At 71.0% G+C, this 12,895-nt stretch carries 15 protein-coding genes; 7 read left to right on the top strand and 8 right to left on the bottom strand.

Annotated features, from left to right (window positions below; all coding sequences use genetic code 11):
- Positions 1-71: 71 nt before the first annotated feature.
- Positions 72-1,832: a DUF1996 domain-containing protein gene (locus AB0C01_RS02980; protein WP_357570074.1), complete on the bottom strand. Its 1,761-nt coding sequence runs from the start codon at positions 1,830-1,832 to the stop codon at positions 72-74.
- A gap of 135 nt (positions 1,833-1,967) precedes the next feature.
- Positions 1,968-3,065, bottom strand: coding sequence for a hypothetical protein (locus AB0C01_RS02975; RefSeq protein WP_357570073.1), 1,098 nt, complete (start codon positions 3,063-3,065; stop codon positions 1,968-1,970).
- Between the two features lie 173 nt (positions 3,066-3,238).
- On the opposite strand from AB0C01_RS02975, the gene AB0C01_RS02970 reads away from it, so the two are divergent.
- Positions 3,239-4,039: an alpha/beta hydrolase gene (locus tag AB0C01_RS02970; protein ID WP_357570072.1), complete on the top strand. Its 801-nt coding sequence runs from the start codon at positions 3,239-3,241 to the stop codon at positions 4,037-4,039.
- A 16-nt stretch (positions 4,040-4,055) separates the two neighbouring features.
- Here AB0C01_RS02970 and AB0C01_RS02965 read toward each other — a convergent pair whose 3' ends face one another.
- The 3 genes from AB0C01_RS02965 to AB0C01_RS02955 form a co-directional block, all read right to left on the bottom strand.
- Complete coding sequence (locus tag AB0C01_RS02965) at positions 4,056-4,508, bottom strand: pyridoxamine 5'-phosphate oxidase family protein (protein WP_357254458.1); 453 nt, start codon at positions 4,506-4,508, stop codon at positions 4,056-4,058.
- Between the two features lie 118 nt (positions 4,509-4,626).
- Complete coding sequence (locus tag AB0C01_RS02960; RefSeq protein ID WP_357570071.1) at positions 4,627-5,376, bottom strand: phosphotransferase; 750 nt, start codon at positions 5,374-5,376, stop codon at positions 4,627-4,629.
- A gap of 88 nt (positions 5,377-5,464) precedes the next feature.
- A complete protein-coding gene (locus AB0C01_RS02955; RefSeq protein WP_357570070.1) occupies positions 5,465-5,863 on the bottom strand; it encodes a MerR family transcriptional regulator in 399 nt (132 codons plus the stop codon).
- A 70-nt stretch (positions 5,864-5,933) separates the two neighbouring features.
- Here AB0C01_RS02955 and AB0C01_RS02950 point away from each other — a divergent pair, with 70 nt between their 5' ends.
- A complete protein-coding gene (locus AB0C01_RS02950; protein WP_357254453.1) occupies positions 5,934-6,857 on the top strand; it encodes an oxidoreductase in 924 nt (307 codons plus the stop codon).
- Positions 6,858-6,926: 69 nt separating this feature from the next.
- Here the strand turns inward: AB0C01_RS02950 and AB0C01_RS02945 are convergent, their stop codons facing one another.
- On the bottom strand, positions 6,927-7,391 hold the full coding sequence (locus tag AB0C01_RS02945) for a hypothetical protein (protein ID WP_357254451.1): 465 nt from the start codon (positions 7,389-7,391) through the stop codon (positions 6,927-6,929).
- Positions 7,392-7,683: 292 nt separating this feature from the next.
- Here AB0C01_RS02945 and AB0C01_RS02940 point away from each other — a divergent pair, with 292 nt between their 5' ends.
- Positions 7,684-7,941, top strand: a complete 258-nt coding sequence (locus tag AB0C01_RS02940; protein WP_357570069.1) for a hypothetical protein — start codon at positions 7,684-7,686, stop codon at positions 7,939-7,941.
- Here the strand turns inward: AB0C01_RS02940 and AB0C01_RS02935 are convergent.
- Positions 7,938-8,750, bottom strand: coding sequence for an SDR family NAD(P)-dependent oxidoreductase (locus AB0C01_RS02935; protein WP_357254448.1), 813 nt, complete (start codon positions 8,748-8,750; stop codon positions 7,938-7,940). The genes AB0C01_RS02940 and AB0C01_RS02935 overlap by 4 nt on opposite strands.
- A gap of 89 nt (positions 8,751-8,839) precedes the next feature.
- Here AB0C01_RS02935 and AB0C01_RS02930 point away from each other — a divergent pair, with 89 nt between their 5' ends.
- From AB0C01_RS02930 to AB0C01_RS02920, 3 genes are all read left to right on the top strand, one after another.
- Positions 8,840-9,286 carry a MarR family transcriptional regulator gene (locus tag AB0C01_RS02930; protein ID WP_357570250.1) on the top strand — a complete coding sequence of 149 codons (447 nt, stop codon included), beginning with the start codon at positions 8,840-8,842 and terminating at the stop codon, positions 9,284-9,286.
- 67 nt (positions 9,287-9,353) lie between these two features.
- Entirely contained in the window at positions 9,354-9,974 is a 621-nt protein-coding gene (locus AB0C01_RS02925) for a TetR family transcriptional regulator (RefSeq protein WP_357254446.1), read from the top strand.
- 119 nt (positions 9,975-10,093) lie between these two features.
- Entirely contained in the window at positions 10,094-11,593 is a 1,500-nt protein-coding gene (locus AB0C01_RS02920) for an FAD-dependent monooxygenase (RefSeq protein ID WP_357570068.1), read from the top strand.
- Between the two features lie 51 nt (positions 11,594-11,644).
- Here the strand turns inward: AB0C01_RS02920 and AB0C01_RS02915 are convergent, their stop codons facing one another.
- On the bottom strand, positions 11,645-12,169 hold the full coding sequence (locus tag AB0C01_RS02915; protein WP_357570067.1) for a hypothetical protein: 525 nt from the start codon (positions 12,167-12,169) through the stop codon (positions 11,645-11,647).
- A 199-nt stretch (positions 12,170-12,368) separates the two neighbouring features.
- Between AB0C01_RS02915 and AB0C01_RS02910 the strand changes: the two genes are divergently transcribed.
- Positions 12,369-12,890 (top strand): SigE family RNA polymerase sigma factor, encoded by a 522-nt coding sequence (locus AB0C01_RS02910; protein ID WP_357254440.1) that lies wholly within the window; start codon positions 12,369-12,371, stop codon positions 12,888-12,890.
- Positions 12,891-12,895: the final 5 nt, after the last annotated feature.

The following is a 12,895-nucleotide window of genomic DNA, read 5'->3' as shown; positions in this document are numbered from 1 at the left end:
GGGAAGCTCAGCATCCGTGCCAGCCGTACCCCGGATGGTGCGAGTGCGCGGGCGGAGACTTCCCGGGGGCATCAGGAGCAGTTCTTGCCCTTGTTGATGCAAGTGGCGATGCGCTGCATGGCCTGGACGGAGTTGACGTTGACGAAGTCGTTGTGGTCGGAGAACGGGTTGTGGTTCTCCTCGGGGAAGGAGTCGAGGGCGTACTGGCCTTTGACCTGCACGCTGCGGGCGATGTCGTAGGCCACGGTGACCCGCAGTTGTGGGATCGCCTGGAAGCCCTGCGGGCACGCGCCGGTGGCCTTGTCGGCGAACGCGACGTGGTTGCGGTGGTTGTCGCTGTCGATGTTCCTACCGTCCCAGCAGCCGGGGAAGTCATGGACGCGCTGCACCTGGCTGCCCGTGGGGCAGATCGGGTACTTGTCGGAGAGCCGGTCGGTGAAGCCGGAACAGGTCCAGGTGGCACGGGCGTTGGCCGGACCGCGGCTGGTGGGCTTGGCGTCGCCGGTGAGAGCCCGGAGGAACTTCGGCATCGGCACCACCTTGCTGACCGGGTTGCCGCGGTACTCGATCAACACCTGCGCCGGGCGGACGATGCCGCCGGTGTTGCCGGGTAGTTCGAAGTTGGGCCCCTGCGGATCGGGCAGCGCCGCGGGTGCGCTGGGCGCGCTGCTCGGTGCCGCCGGGGTGGCGGGGGCCTGGTCCAGCCTGCAGGCGGCGAGTGCGTCGAGACCCGCCGGGCGGGCGGCCTGCCGCCCGATCGCGATGGCGATCCGGTCGAGCGCCGCGGCCCGCTTGGCGCGCAGCGGCCCGAGGATGGCGTTGTCGACGAAGGCCGGGCCGCCCTGGCCGCGGCTGCCGACGAGGCGCTCGTTGGCCTCGGAGAGCTGCCGGTCGAGCTCGTCGAGGTTGCGGTTCACCTCGGCGAGAGCCCGATTGGGTACGCCAGGCAGCCGGTCCCGTACGGCCGGGCACTGAATCCGCGGATTCGCGGCCTGGGCGGCGTTGGCGCTCGCCCGGTGGGCGCTGTCGGGCATGCGGGCGTGCATGTCGTCGTAGCTGACGTCACAGTCGACAAGCGAGACCAGGCCGGGCTGATTGCCACCGCCGGCGGTGATCGTGGTGCTGATCTCCTTGAGCAGTACGGCCCGGCGGGCCCGCAGCGCGTCGATGACCTCCCGGTTGAACGCGGCGTCGATCCGGCCCCGGCTGGCGGTCATCCGCTGGTTCGCGGCGGCCTGCTGGCGATCCAGCTCGGCCAGCAGACGGTCGACGGTGTTGCGGGCCGAGCTGGGGACGGCCCGCAATCTCCTGCCGGCCGAGGGACAGACGACCATGGGCTGGGTCTGGGCGAGGGCCTGCTGGACCTGTCTGCCGCTGCGGACGGTCTTGTCGATGCGTACCACGGGCCAGAAGTAGGACGACTTGTCGCCGTTGCGGCAGGTGGTGCCGGCGGCGTCCAGATCGGCGTCCGAGGAGTTCGCGGTGATGGCCAGGTTGCCGACGAAGTCGTGGACGTGTTCGGCGCCGTTGCGGATGCCGGGCTGGGCCACCGGATTGTCCGGGCTGAACTTGCCGTTCCTGTTCGTGCCGCAGTCGACGGTGAACCGGCCGGTCGACGCGCCGGCGGCCGGCCTCGGGTTCCGCACGTTCGGTGGCACGTTCTCGATCGGCACGAACTGGTCGAGGCTGGTGGCGGCGTCCGCGGTGCCCTTGCCGCCACTGGAGACGAAGGTGGCGGTGAGCGCACCGGTGGCCGCCAGCACCATCACGGCCAGCGCGATCCGGACCGGCCGGGTCTGGACCAGTGCGGTCCCGTTCTTCCTGCGGTTCATCGGAATCTCCTCAAAGCCGTAAACGGCTCCGGTGATGTGCTGTCCCCAGTCGGTACGGGCCGACGCGCGGTCAACGGTCAACGGTCGCCGGGCACGTCACGGTTCGGTAAGAAGTCCGACGGGCGGGGTGAGCCGCTACCACAGGCCCCGCTCGCGGAGCAGGGCGAGTCGGTCCGGTGGCAGGCAGCTGGTCAGGTTCCGGTCCAGGTCGACCAGTTCGAGGTCGACGGCGTACACGACGAAATCGTCGGTGACTGGCAGCGTCGCCGACCAGTCGCGCAGGTTCAGCCGAGCCGCGGCCGAGCAGCACAGTCGTCGGAGGATCTCGGATCCGGCCGAGACGTCCGGGTCGTCGGCGTCGAGGAGGGTGAGTTCCTGCCGGATCAGCCGCGCCGGTCCGGTGTCGTCGAGGTCGATGTCGGTGCTGGCCTCGAAGTCCTCCGGCGACCAGGCTGCGCGGGCGTCCACCGTGCGCAGGTCGGCCCGTTCCGCCGCGGTGGCGGCGCTGATTCCGAGCGACAGCTGCGCCGGCCCGGCGTAGCCGAGGGCGAGGCAGGCGATGGGATCGTCGACGGGCAGCCGTGCCGCCGCGGCCGGAATCAGTGCCACCAACATGTCTTCCAGGGCGTGGCACGCCGTGTCGAGATCGAAGCCCGCCGGTGGTCGGACGTAGAGCTCCCGCGACTGCCTGCCCGTGGCCTCGACGAGCCGGAGCAGGCCGTCGTCGTCATGCTCGGCAAGGAGTACGGCAGGCGGGCGGCCGTGGTGCTCGACCTCGACGCGACTGATCCGCCCGTCGGTGTACGCGTACGACTCCCGGCCCGAGCCCCGGCGCGCGACCATGTCCGCCGAGCGCATCAACCCGTCGTCGAAGCGGTACTCGTGCAGGTAGATCGGCCCGTCCGTGTCGAAGTGCGCCACCTCGACAACCTCGTCGCCGTGCCGGAAGAACGTCTCCTGGTGCAGGCGGCCGTGCAGGAAACCGCTGTACTCCTCGACCACGGACACCCGGCCCTGAGCATCGAACCCGAGTCGCAGGACGTCCACATCCCCCGAGGGGCGGGCCTCCAGCCGACGCCCGGGCCTGAGCAGGGCCCGCTCGAAGCGCAGCGGGCGCAGATCGAGGCCCGGCCAGGTGTACCAGTCCCAGACCTCCACGAGTGCGGTCGCTGCCCGCTTCCGGGGCTCGTACTCGTTGGCGAGTTGAGCGAACCGCGCCGCGGCGTCAGGCATGCCCAGGATCGTACGGCTCACCTCGACGGGCCCGACCCGACGCGTACATCCGGGTCTGTCGCGGACCGCGCGGCGTGCCTGCCGTCACCCGTCTGCGGGATGTCGTCCCTCGGCCGAGGGACGACATCCCGCCACGCCGGTTCGTAGGGTGGGTGCCCTCGGGAGGGGGAGAGATGGCAGCGACAGGTACGCCCGTGGTGTTCGTCCATGGCATGTTCCTGCACGCCACGTCCTGGGCCAGCTGGGTCGAGCTGTTCCGGACGGCGGGACATGACCCCCTGAATCCAGGCTGGCCGGGTGAACCGAGCACGGTCGCAGAAGCGCGGCACGAGCCGGACCGGGTCGCTGGTGTCGGCATCGACGACATCGTCGCGCACTACGCGCAGATCATCGGCACGCTCGGCGAACGGCCGGTCGTCGTCGGCCACTCGACCGGCGGCCTGGTGGCGCAGCGCCTCCTCGATCAGGACCTCGCGGCGGCGGCGGTGGCGCTGCAACCTCCACCCATCAGAGGTGTGGCGAACCGCGCGCCGTCGAGCATTCCGGTGGGCTGGCCCCTGCTGCGCAACCCGGCCAACCGGCGGGGGGCGGTATCGCTGACCGATCGGCAGTTCCGCTACAGCCACGGCAACGCGCTCACCGCACTCGAATCCGACCGGTTGTACCGGCAGTGGGTCATCCCGTCACCCGGCAGGCCGGTGTTCGAGCTGGTGTCCGCGAACCTCTCCCGACGTTCACCGGCCGCGATCGACGCTGCCAACCCGGCCCGGGGACCACTGCTCATGGTGGCCGGCGGTAGGGACCACAGTGCGCCCGCGGCCGTCGTCAGGGCCACGGTCGAGCGGTATCGCGCCTCCTCGGCGGTCACCGACTACCAGGAGTTCCCCGACCGCGGGCACTCGATGCCGATCGACACCGGCTGGCGTGCGATCGCCGACGCCACACTGGCCTGGATGCGACGTCATCTCCGATAACCGCCGGGTCCGACGCTCAGACGAGCCACTGACCGGCACGCATCAGGTCCCGACCGGCAAGTTCGTTCTCCTCCCGCCACGCCTGAATCCGGCGAGGCGTCACTCGCAAGTACGCGTAGGGGGTTGCGCCGACCCGAGCGTCCCAGAGCTTCGCGGCGAAGGCGTTGGCCAGATCGACCGGTACGGTCACGCGCGAGAACGTCTCGACGGTGCCGTCGATGAGCACCACGTCGCGGGTCGTGCCTACCGACATCCGCACTCGTCCCGAGGCACGCAGATTGCGCGCGGTCGGACTGGACTCGGTTGTGGCCAGGGTGAGGGTCACGCCGTCCCAGAGGAAGGAGAGCGGCACCAGGTGGGCGTTGCCGTCCCGGTCGGCTGAGGCGACCCACGCGTCCAGGTCGCGGTCGAGGCGGGCGAGGGTGTCCCGCTTGCGCTGCTGTGGAGTGCGCGGTGCATCGGCTGCCACGTCTGAAATCCTCTCATCGTGCGTGTGGATCCTCGCGGCTCGCGGCGGTCCCGGTGCCGAACCACCGCACATCGTCCGGCATCGGTGCGGCGCCTGGGTACCGCCGACCCCGCTCTGCTCACTCCAGCCCGGCGAGCCAGGCGTCGCGGTGCGCGTCGAGGTAGTCGGCAGTTGCCAGCCAGTAGGGACCGTCCTCGGTCCAGATCCTGGCCCACGGCTGACGCTGGTGGCGGGCGCCCTCGCGCAGCAGGTCGTACATGGCTCTGGCGCGGCGGCCCAACAGGACGGCCAGCGCCGGACGGGATGCGTCATCGAGGCCGTAGCCGTCGACGAACGCGCGCAGCCGTGCCGCGGACTGCGGCACCGGCCGGTCCGCGCGGAGGCCGGCCATGCTCTGGGCCGCGTACGCGAGGTCCCACAGTCGCGAGCCTGGCGCGGCCCCGTCCCAGTCGATCAGCACCCAGCCCCGATCCGACCTGACCAGGTTCCATGGTGCTACATCGTTGTGGCAGATCATCTCTTCCCGGTCCGGCGGGATGACCTGGTTCCAGCTCCCGCCGGCCGGCGGTACGAAGCTGGCCAGCGCCTCGTGCAGGTGCGCCAGCAGCCGCCCGATCGAGCGCAGTTCCGTGGCGGGGTAGGTGCCGGACTCGGCACCCATCTCGCCCGGGACGTATTCCAGCACCTGCCTGCCCTGCTCGTCCCGGCCCAGCGGGCGAGGGCACGCCGTGAACCCGACGGCGTGCAGGTGGTCGAGCAGCAGGTCGACCATCTCCGTCCAGGGTCCGACGGGTCGTCGAACGGTGTCGCCGACTCGCACGACCCCGCTGGTGACGTTCCCCTGCAACACCTCTTCGCGGTTACTCATCCCGAGATTCTGCCCGGACAGCTGCGGATGTGGACGTCGACCAAGGCGCGGTTCCGCACCGTTGCGCGTGCGCTGCGGGCCGAGGTTGCTACTGCCAGGGATCTCCGGTCGCGCCGGCGGCGAGGTGTTCCTCATAGCTGGCCACTTTGCCGTTGACGAGATCGAGGCAGTCGCTCAGCTGCGCGAGCTGCTCGGCGATGTGCCGCTGGTGATCGCGGAGCAGTTCGAGTCGTTCGGCCTCGTTGCCGCTGCCCTCGCGGACGAGCTGGGCCAGGCGGCCGATCGTCGCGAGCGGCATCCCGGAGGCGCGGAACTTCACGCAGTTCGCCAACCACTGCACATCCCAGGTGCTGTAGACACGTCTGCCGGATCCGTCCCGCCGCACCTCGCTGGCCAGCAGACCCTTACGCTCGTAGAGCCGAAGGGTGTGCACGCTCAACCCGGTGCGCTGCGCCACCTGTCCGATGCTCAGGTCCCTGTCCGACACAGCCCCGACCGTAGTCGGTAGCCCGTAGCCCGTTGACCTAGACCACGGTCTAGCGCCTAGCGTCGCCGGCATGACCAGCGAGATGACCCACACCAGGTTCGGCGCCCACAGCACGACCGGAGACGTCCTCGCCGGCGTCGACCTCACCGGCAGGACCGCCGTCGTCACGGGCGGCTACTCCGGCCTCGGTCTCGCCACCACCCGCGCGCTCACCCAGGCCGGGGCTCGCGTCGTCGTCCCCGCCCGTCGGCCGGACGCGGCCCGGCAGGCGCTCGCCGGCGCAGCCGGGGTCGAGGTCGACCAGGTCGATCTCGCCGACCTCGCCTCCGTCCGGGCGTTCGCCGAACGGTTTCTCCGCAGGCATCCGGCCCTCGACATCCTGGTCGCGGGAGCAGGGGTCATGGCGTGCCCGGAGACGCGGGTGGGGCCCGGCTGGGAGGCGCAGTTCGCGATCAACCACCTCGGTCACTACGCGCTGGTGAATCTGCTGTGGCCGGCGCTCGCCGCCTCCGGTGCTGCCCGTGTCGTCTCGGTCGCTTCCGGCCGCGACCCGTCGTGGCGGATTCGGTGGGACGACGTGCAGTTCGAGCGCGGCTACGACAAATGGGAGGCCTACACGCAGTCCAAGCTCGCGAACATCCTGTTCGCCCGCCACCTCGGCCTGCTCGGCAGACCGCACCGGGTCCGCGCCTTCTCCGTCAACCCGGGCTACATCCAGACGCCGCTGCAACGACACCTCACGGTCGAGGAGATGGTCGCCGCCGGCTGGATCGACGCGGACGGCACTCCCGCGCCGGGCCTGTTCAAGACCGTCGAGCAGGGCGCGGCGACCCAGGTCTGGGCCGCCACCTCACCCCACCTCGACGCGTACGGCGGCGACTACTGCGCGGACTGCCAGGTCACCGACGGCAGCCCCGACGACAGCAGTACGGCGGCCCGGCTCTGGGCGCTCTCGGCCGACCTGACGGGCCTCGATCTCATCGACCGAGCCTGACCCCTCCCGCCTGCTCGCGCCTCGGCCACCGGGGGAGCAGCTTCCACCCGGGGTCTGCCGGCGATACGCCTACTCAGTGGTCGCCAGCTGGTGCGCCAGCCGATCCCGGCCGCTCCTGATCAGCTCCCCGTACTCGTCATCGCCAAGCGCGTCGATCCCCGCCTCGGCACGCTGGAGGTGGTCGCGGGCACGGCCGAGGTCGCCGAGCTTGCGATAGCAGTCCGCCAGGTTGAGATGCAACGACGGGTACAGGGCCGCCACGGACATCGGCACGCCGGCCTGCGCGACTCGCGCCTCGGTGAGCAGATCGGCCGCCGCGAGCGCTCGCTGGTCCCAGACCAACTCCTGGCGGGCGTCGTCCTGCACGTCGGCCATCGAGTGCGCGAGGACGCAGACATGCAGGGGATCGCCTCCCTCGCCGCCGATGTCGTCCCAGATCTCTGCGAACAGGTCACGAGCGGCTTCACGCTGGCCGTGCTGGTGATGCAACTGCACGCCCTCGTTGATGCGGGCGAGCGTTTCATCGGTGCTCATCAGCCGGTCCTTCCCCGCTCCTGTCGCGACGGTGGCTCGGATCGTACCCGCGCTGGTCGCGGCCCACCGTACTGCTGGCGGCGCGGTGAGCGTCTCGGGCTGACGCGGCGTGGCCAGGGCGGATGGCCGTTCGATGGAGATCACGCTGGCGGATCATCGCGGTAGCGTCGCCCGTTGTCGGGAATCGGATCGCGCACGTCCATGTAAGCCTTACTTTCACAAACTTCGATGTCCCGGCCCTGGCTCGACGGGGAGCGTCGGTGCGCCGCGGACGGTGGTGGGAGGAGACTTCATGCGCGGACGCAGATGGGCGACCCTGGTGGTGGCGGTGACGCTCACACTGGGTGGGCTGGTCGGGACCGGCGCCACTCCGGCTGCGGCGGACCCGCAGGGCGGCACGCTGCGCAATGTCTACTCCGACGGCCAGTTCTGCAACAGCTATGGCAGCGAGGGCGTCCGGACCGGTCTGTGGAGCTGGTACTACTGCGAGTACCGGCAGTACGGCCCCAACGCACCCGGTTTCTACTTCCTCTGGACCTTCACCTACTAGCGCGCGGCCACGAGCGCCTGGGTCGCGGCGGCGAGGCGCTGCCGAGCGGCCAGGTCGTAGGCCTGTTGGTGGGCCGGCGCGTCGTCGAAGCGATCGAAGTAGCGGCCGGACACTCCGTCCAGAGCTGGGTCCGCGACAAGCCGCAGTGTCGGCAGCACCCCGGCGTCGACGGTGGTGATCGGGGTGAAGCCGCTCGCGTGCACCATTCGGGTGTCCATGAGGTGGGCGGGGTGCACGGCATTGACTGTCACGACGTCGGCCGGGACCTCGGCCGCCAGGTCGAAGGTGGACATGATCATCGCGAGCTTCGCCCGGCAGTACGCGACGACCGCGTCGTAGGTGCCGTTCTCGAAGCCGAGGTCGTCGAGGTCGACGCGGGCCTGACCCATCGACGCCACGTTCACGACACGGGCCGGGGCGGACGCGGTCAGGAGCGGCAACAGTTCGGTGGTGAGCAGGTAGGGCGCGAGATGGTTCACGGCCAGAAGCAGCTCGTGGCCCTGTCGGCTCACGTCGCGTCGGGTCGGGTCGGTCGCGCCGACGGCCGCGTTGTTGACCAGTACGTCAAGCCGATGTTCGCGTTCGCGTACGCGTGCTGCCAGAGCGCGGACCTGGTCGAGGTCGGCCAGGTCCGCCAGGTATGTACGCACGTCCGGCGTCAACGCGCGCAGCTCGCGGGCGACGGCGTCGAGCCGGGTCTGGTCCCGGCCGTGCAGCAGCAGCGTGGCTCCTCGCACGGCGAGGTCACGGCCGAGGTGGTAGCCGACGCCGCTGGTGGCGCCGGTGATCAGTACGACCCTGTCTCGCACAATGCCTCCGCATCTTGATGCCTATCAAGACCTTGACGATAGCAATCCTCTTGACAACTGTTCAATCCCGCTACCATCTGCTGGTGGAAATGCCTGCCGACGAGCGCCTTGGCTTCGACATCAAGCGCGCCGAACAGGCGCTGATGGCGGCCAAGGCCGCGGCGCTGCGTCCGGCCGAGCTGACTGTCGCTCAGTACGCGGCACTGTTCGCCCTCGCCGACAACCCCGGTATGTCCGGAGCCGCGCTGGCGCGAGCCTGCCTGGTGACGCCCCAGGCCATGACCGGCGTCCTCAAGGCGCTGGAGGATCGAGGGCTGGTGCGACGCTCGGCGCACCCCTGGCACCGGCACGTTCTGGAGACCAGCCTCACCGATAAGGGTCACACCACGCTGCAGCGGTGCGATCGCGAAGCGGTGCGCATCGAACGGCGGATCGCCGACGCGCTGAGCCCCGCCGAGCGCCTCCAACTCCGTGACCTGCTGGCCAGATGCGTGGAGGCGATCCGCGACTCCGGTCAGCCGGAGGCGGACCGCTGAGGCGGTCGGAACAATTTTGCGTGGTACGCATATTTGCGTGCCGCGCAAGAAGTGCTACCGTGGTGGCATGACGGGGCTGCGGGAGCGCAAGAAGGCCGAGACGCGGGCGGCGCTCGGCTGGGCCGCGATCCACCTCACCGCCGAGCGCGGCTACGACAACGTCCGCGTCGAGGACATCGCCGAGGCGGCCGGGGTGTCCCCGCGTACCTTCAACAACTACTTTTCCAGCAAGGCCGAGGCGATCGCCTCCCGCCATCTCGACCGCAGTCTGCGCACCGCCGCCGCGCTGCGCGAACGCCCGGCCGACGAGCCGCTCTGGGCGGCGCTCACTCAGGCCGCGCTGGAGCAGTTCACCCGCGGCCCCGAGGTCGAGGCGATGCCATCCCCCGCGCACGCCCAGTGGGTGGCCGGCGTCCGTACCATGCTCGCCGAGCCCGCACTCCAGGGCGAGCGGCTGCGGGCCGTCGCGGTCGCCGAGGCCGAGCTGGCCGCCGCGGTCGCCGAGCGCACCGGCACCGACCTCGCCACCGACATGTATCCGAGGCTCGTCGCGGCTGCCACCAGTGCCGCCGTCGCCGTCGCCATGCAGCACTATCTCGACAGCGCCGACCCGCCCACCCCAATCGAGCGCCTCATCACCGACGCCTTCACCCAGCTCGCCGCCGGCCTCCCGGCGCCGCCCCGCTGAGGCCCGGCCTCCGCTCACGTACCGCCTCACCCACGTCCTCAGCCGCGTCACCCCGCGGCGGGCCGGCCGCGTGCCGCGCCTGCCGTGGCGATGACGCATGCCCCGAAAGGATCACCACAGTGATCGATGTCCTCATCGTCGGAGCCGGTCCCAACGGTCTCATGCTCGCCGGCGAACTGGCCCTCGCCGGCGTCCACCCCGTCGTCCTCGAACGTCAGGCCACGCCCACCGGCGAGCCCCGCGCCAACGGTCTCGTCGGCCAGGTCGTCCGCCTGCTCGACCGCCGCGGCCTCTACGCGCGGCTCAGCGGCGGGAGCACCCCGCCGAGCCCGCAACCAGCCTTCACCTTCGGCGCGTTTCCGCTGGATCTCACGATGCTCGCGGAGAACCCGCACTACGTGCTCGGCGCACCGCAGGCCCAGCTCGAGGCCGCCCTCACCGCCCGGGCCGCCGAGCTCGGCGTCGACCTGCGCCGCGGCCACGAGGTCGTCGACCTCCGCCAACGCACCGACGCGGTCGAGGTAAGCCTTGCCGACGGTACGCAGCTCAGCGCCCGCTTCCTCGTCGGCGCCGACGGTGGCCGCAGCGCGGTGCGCCGCCTCGCCGGCATCGACTTTCCCGGCGTCACGAACGACCGGTCGGTCTCCCGCACCGCGACCGTGACCATCCCCGCGTCATCCCTCGATCCCGAGACCGGCGGTCTGAGCGTCCCCGGCTTCGGCGTCGTCCCGCCGTTCCTGCACACCCGCACCGCACGCGGTCTGATCGTGTGGGCGCCGTTCCCCGGCCGTCCGGCGATCCTGAGCACGACGGAGTGGCTCGACACGCAGCCGACCGACGAGACCCCGATGAGCCTGGTGGAGCTACGCGCCAGCGTCGCCCGGGTGCTCGGCGCCGACGTCCCGGTCGGCGCGCCGGACGGCCCCGGCCTGCTGCGGCGGCTGACCGGTCAGAACACCCGCATCGCCGGTCGCTACCGCGCCGGCCGGGTGCTGCTGGTCGGCGACGCCGCGCACGTGCACCCCGCGATCGGCGGTCCCGGCCTCAACCTGGGCCTGCAGGACGCCGTCAACCTGGGTTGGAAGCTTGCCGCCACGGTCCGCGGCTGGGCGCCGCAGGGCCTGCTCGACACGTACGAGAGCGAGCGTCGCCCGGTCGCCGAACGGGTCGTCATGTCCACCCAGGCACAGTCGGCGCTCATCGGTCCCGGCGACGAGATCACCGGCCTGCGGGAACTCTTCGCCGAACTGCTGCGCAAGCCGGAGGTGACCGGGCACATCGCGGCGTTGATGTCCGGCGCGGACGTTCGCTACCCCGCCGACCCCGCCGACCCGTTGGCCGGTCGCTCGGCACCCGACGTGGTCGTGCACGGTCACCACGGCCCGGTGCGCCTCGCCGAGCTGACCCGCGCCGCCCGGCCGCTGCTGCTGGACTCCACGGGTGCCTACGCCGAGGTCGCCGCACCGTGGCGAGACCGCGTCGACGTGGTCACCGGCGCGCTGGAGGGCACGACCGCGACGGCGTTGCTCGTGCGCCCCGACTGCTTCGTCGCCTGGTCCGCCGGAGACGCCGACACGCTGCGCGCCTCGCTCACGCACCACTTCGGCCGGCCGGAATGAGAGGCCGTCAGCTCACGGTCGTCCGCCGTCCGCTGGGTGGACCGACGCAGCTCAGGGGTTACGGCGTAGTTCGCGCAACACCCCGTGCCGGCGCATGGCCCACACCAGCCGCCGGACGCTCGGATGCCGTACGAACAGCACCGCCACCTGCCGGATCAGGCCGAACCGGTTGTCGCCGACCTGGTTGTCGATCGCCTGCCAGATCAGCTCGCGTACCTTGGCGCTGTCCAGCACCGCGCGCATCTCACGCCGCACCACGGGATCCTCCGCCGCCGAGGCGATGGCGGCAGCCTGACCCGGCCGGTCCGCAAGCGGCTCCACCGCCGCCGCGACGAGCGGCCGACGTACCTCGTCCTGCTCCAGTAGCAGCAGCACGGCTCCCCGAATCTCGGTCGTGTCCAGGGCGGACCGCAGCAGGTTCAACAGGCTGCGCTCGACCTCACGATCGTGGTCCGCGACGGACAGCGTGGCCAGCAGCAGCGCCACCTCGTCGAGATCGATGAGGTGGCGCAGCCCGCTGCGGAACTCGGGCAGCTCCCAGGCAACCTGGAGGGCCTTGACGAGATTGCGGTTCATGAACCATCCGCTACCCGCCAGCGACAGCCGGCGAAACCCCGCGACCGGTCTGCTCGTGGTCCGTGGCTGACACTCCTGGTATGAGTGGGTGCCCCCGACCGGATCGGGCGGCGGTGGGCCGAGGAGATGGATTCGCCGGACCGGTAAACCTCGTGGGCCGACGCGGTGTCTTGCTGGTTGACGAGGCCCGGGAGGTCGGATGAGTGATTCGCGTGGGGCGGAGTTCGATGACTTCGTGCGCGCCCGGTCGGTGGTGCTGTTACGGGTCGCCTTCCTGTTGACCGGGGATCGGCACGCGGCGGAGGACCTGCTTCAGGAGGTGCTGGAGCAGGTGTACGTCCGCTGGCGTCGGGTGCAGAGCAGCCCGGAGGCGTACGCCCGACGTGCGCTGGTCAATCGGTCGATCAATCGATGGCGTTGGCGTGCCCGACGTCCGGAACGGGCGCTCGGTGACCACGACGGGGTTGCCGGAGACCATGCCGACGCCGTCGCGGTTCGCGAGCTGGTCGTCGGGGCGCTGCGGACGTTGCCGGCCCGGCAGCGGGCCGTGGTCGTGCTCCGTTACCTGGAGGATCTGCCGGTCGCCGACGTCGCGGCGGCGATGGCCTGCTCCGAGGGCGCGGTGAAGAGTCACGCCTCCCGAGGGTTGGCGCGGCTGCGGGAGGTGCTGGCGGAGTCGAGTCTCGCCATGCCCATCACGGAAAGCGGGGGTTCGCGATGACGAGG

Source organism: Micromonospora sp. NPDC048905, from assembly GCF_040649655.1.
Lineage (GTDB): Bacteria > Actinomycetota > Actinomycetes > Mycobacteriales > Micromonosporaceae > Micromonospora.
Note: the sequence above shows the minus strand (reverse complement) of the source record. Positions and strands in the feature narration are given on the sequence as shown.

What these genes read in the sequence shown, in the direction of transcription:
- AB0C01_RS02980 (WP_357570074.1), bottom strand. Translation starts at nt 1,832, where the DNA reads ATGAACCGCAGGAAGAACGGGACCGCACTGGTCCAGACCCGGCCGGTC.
- AB0C01_RS02975 (WP_357570073.1), bottom strand. Translation starts at nt 3,065, where the DNA reads ATGCCTGACGCCGCGGCGCGGTTCGCTCAACTCGCCAACGAGTACGAG.
- AB0C01_RS02970 (WP_357570072.1), top strand. Translation starts at nt 3,239, where the DNA reads ATGGCAGCGACAGGTACGCCCGTGGTGTTCGTCCATGGCATGTTCCTG.
- AB0C01_RS02960 (WP_357570071.1), bottom strand. Translation starts at nt 5,376, where the DNA reads ATGAGTAACCGCGAAGAGGTGTTGCAGGGGAACGTCACCAGCGGGGTC.
- AB0C01_RS02950 (WP_357254453.1), top strand. Translation starts at nt 5,934, where the DNA reads ATGACCAGCGAGATGACCCACACCAGGTTCGGCGCCCACAGCACGACC.
- AB0C01_RS02945 (WP_357254451.1), bottom strand. Translation starts at nt 7,391, where the DNA reads ATGAGCACCGATGAAACGCTCGCCCGCATCAACGAGGGCGTGCAGTTG.
- AB0C01_RS02940 (WP_357570069.1), top strand. Translation starts at nt 7,684, where the DNA reads ATGCGCGGACGCAGATGGGCGACCCTGGTGGTGGCGGTGACGCTCACA.
- AB0C01_RS02930 (WP_357570250.1), top strand. Translation starts at nt 8,840, where the DNA reads ATGCCTGCCGACGAGCGCCTTGGCTTCGACATCAAGCGCGCCGAACAG.
- AB0C01_RS02925 (WP_357254446.1), top strand. Translation starts at nt 9,354, where the DNA reads ATGACGGGGCTGCGGGAGCGCAAGAAGGCCGAGACGCGGGCGGCGCTC.
- AB0C01_RS02915 (WP_357570067.1), bottom strand. Translation starts at nt 12,169, where the DNA reads ATGAACCGCAATCTCGTCAAGGCCCTCCAGGTTGCCTGGGAGCTGCCC.
- AB0C01_RS02910 (WP_357254440.1), top strand. Translation starts at nt 12,369, where the DNA reads ATGAGTGATTCGCGTGGGGCGGAGTTCGATGACTTCGTGCGCGCCCGG.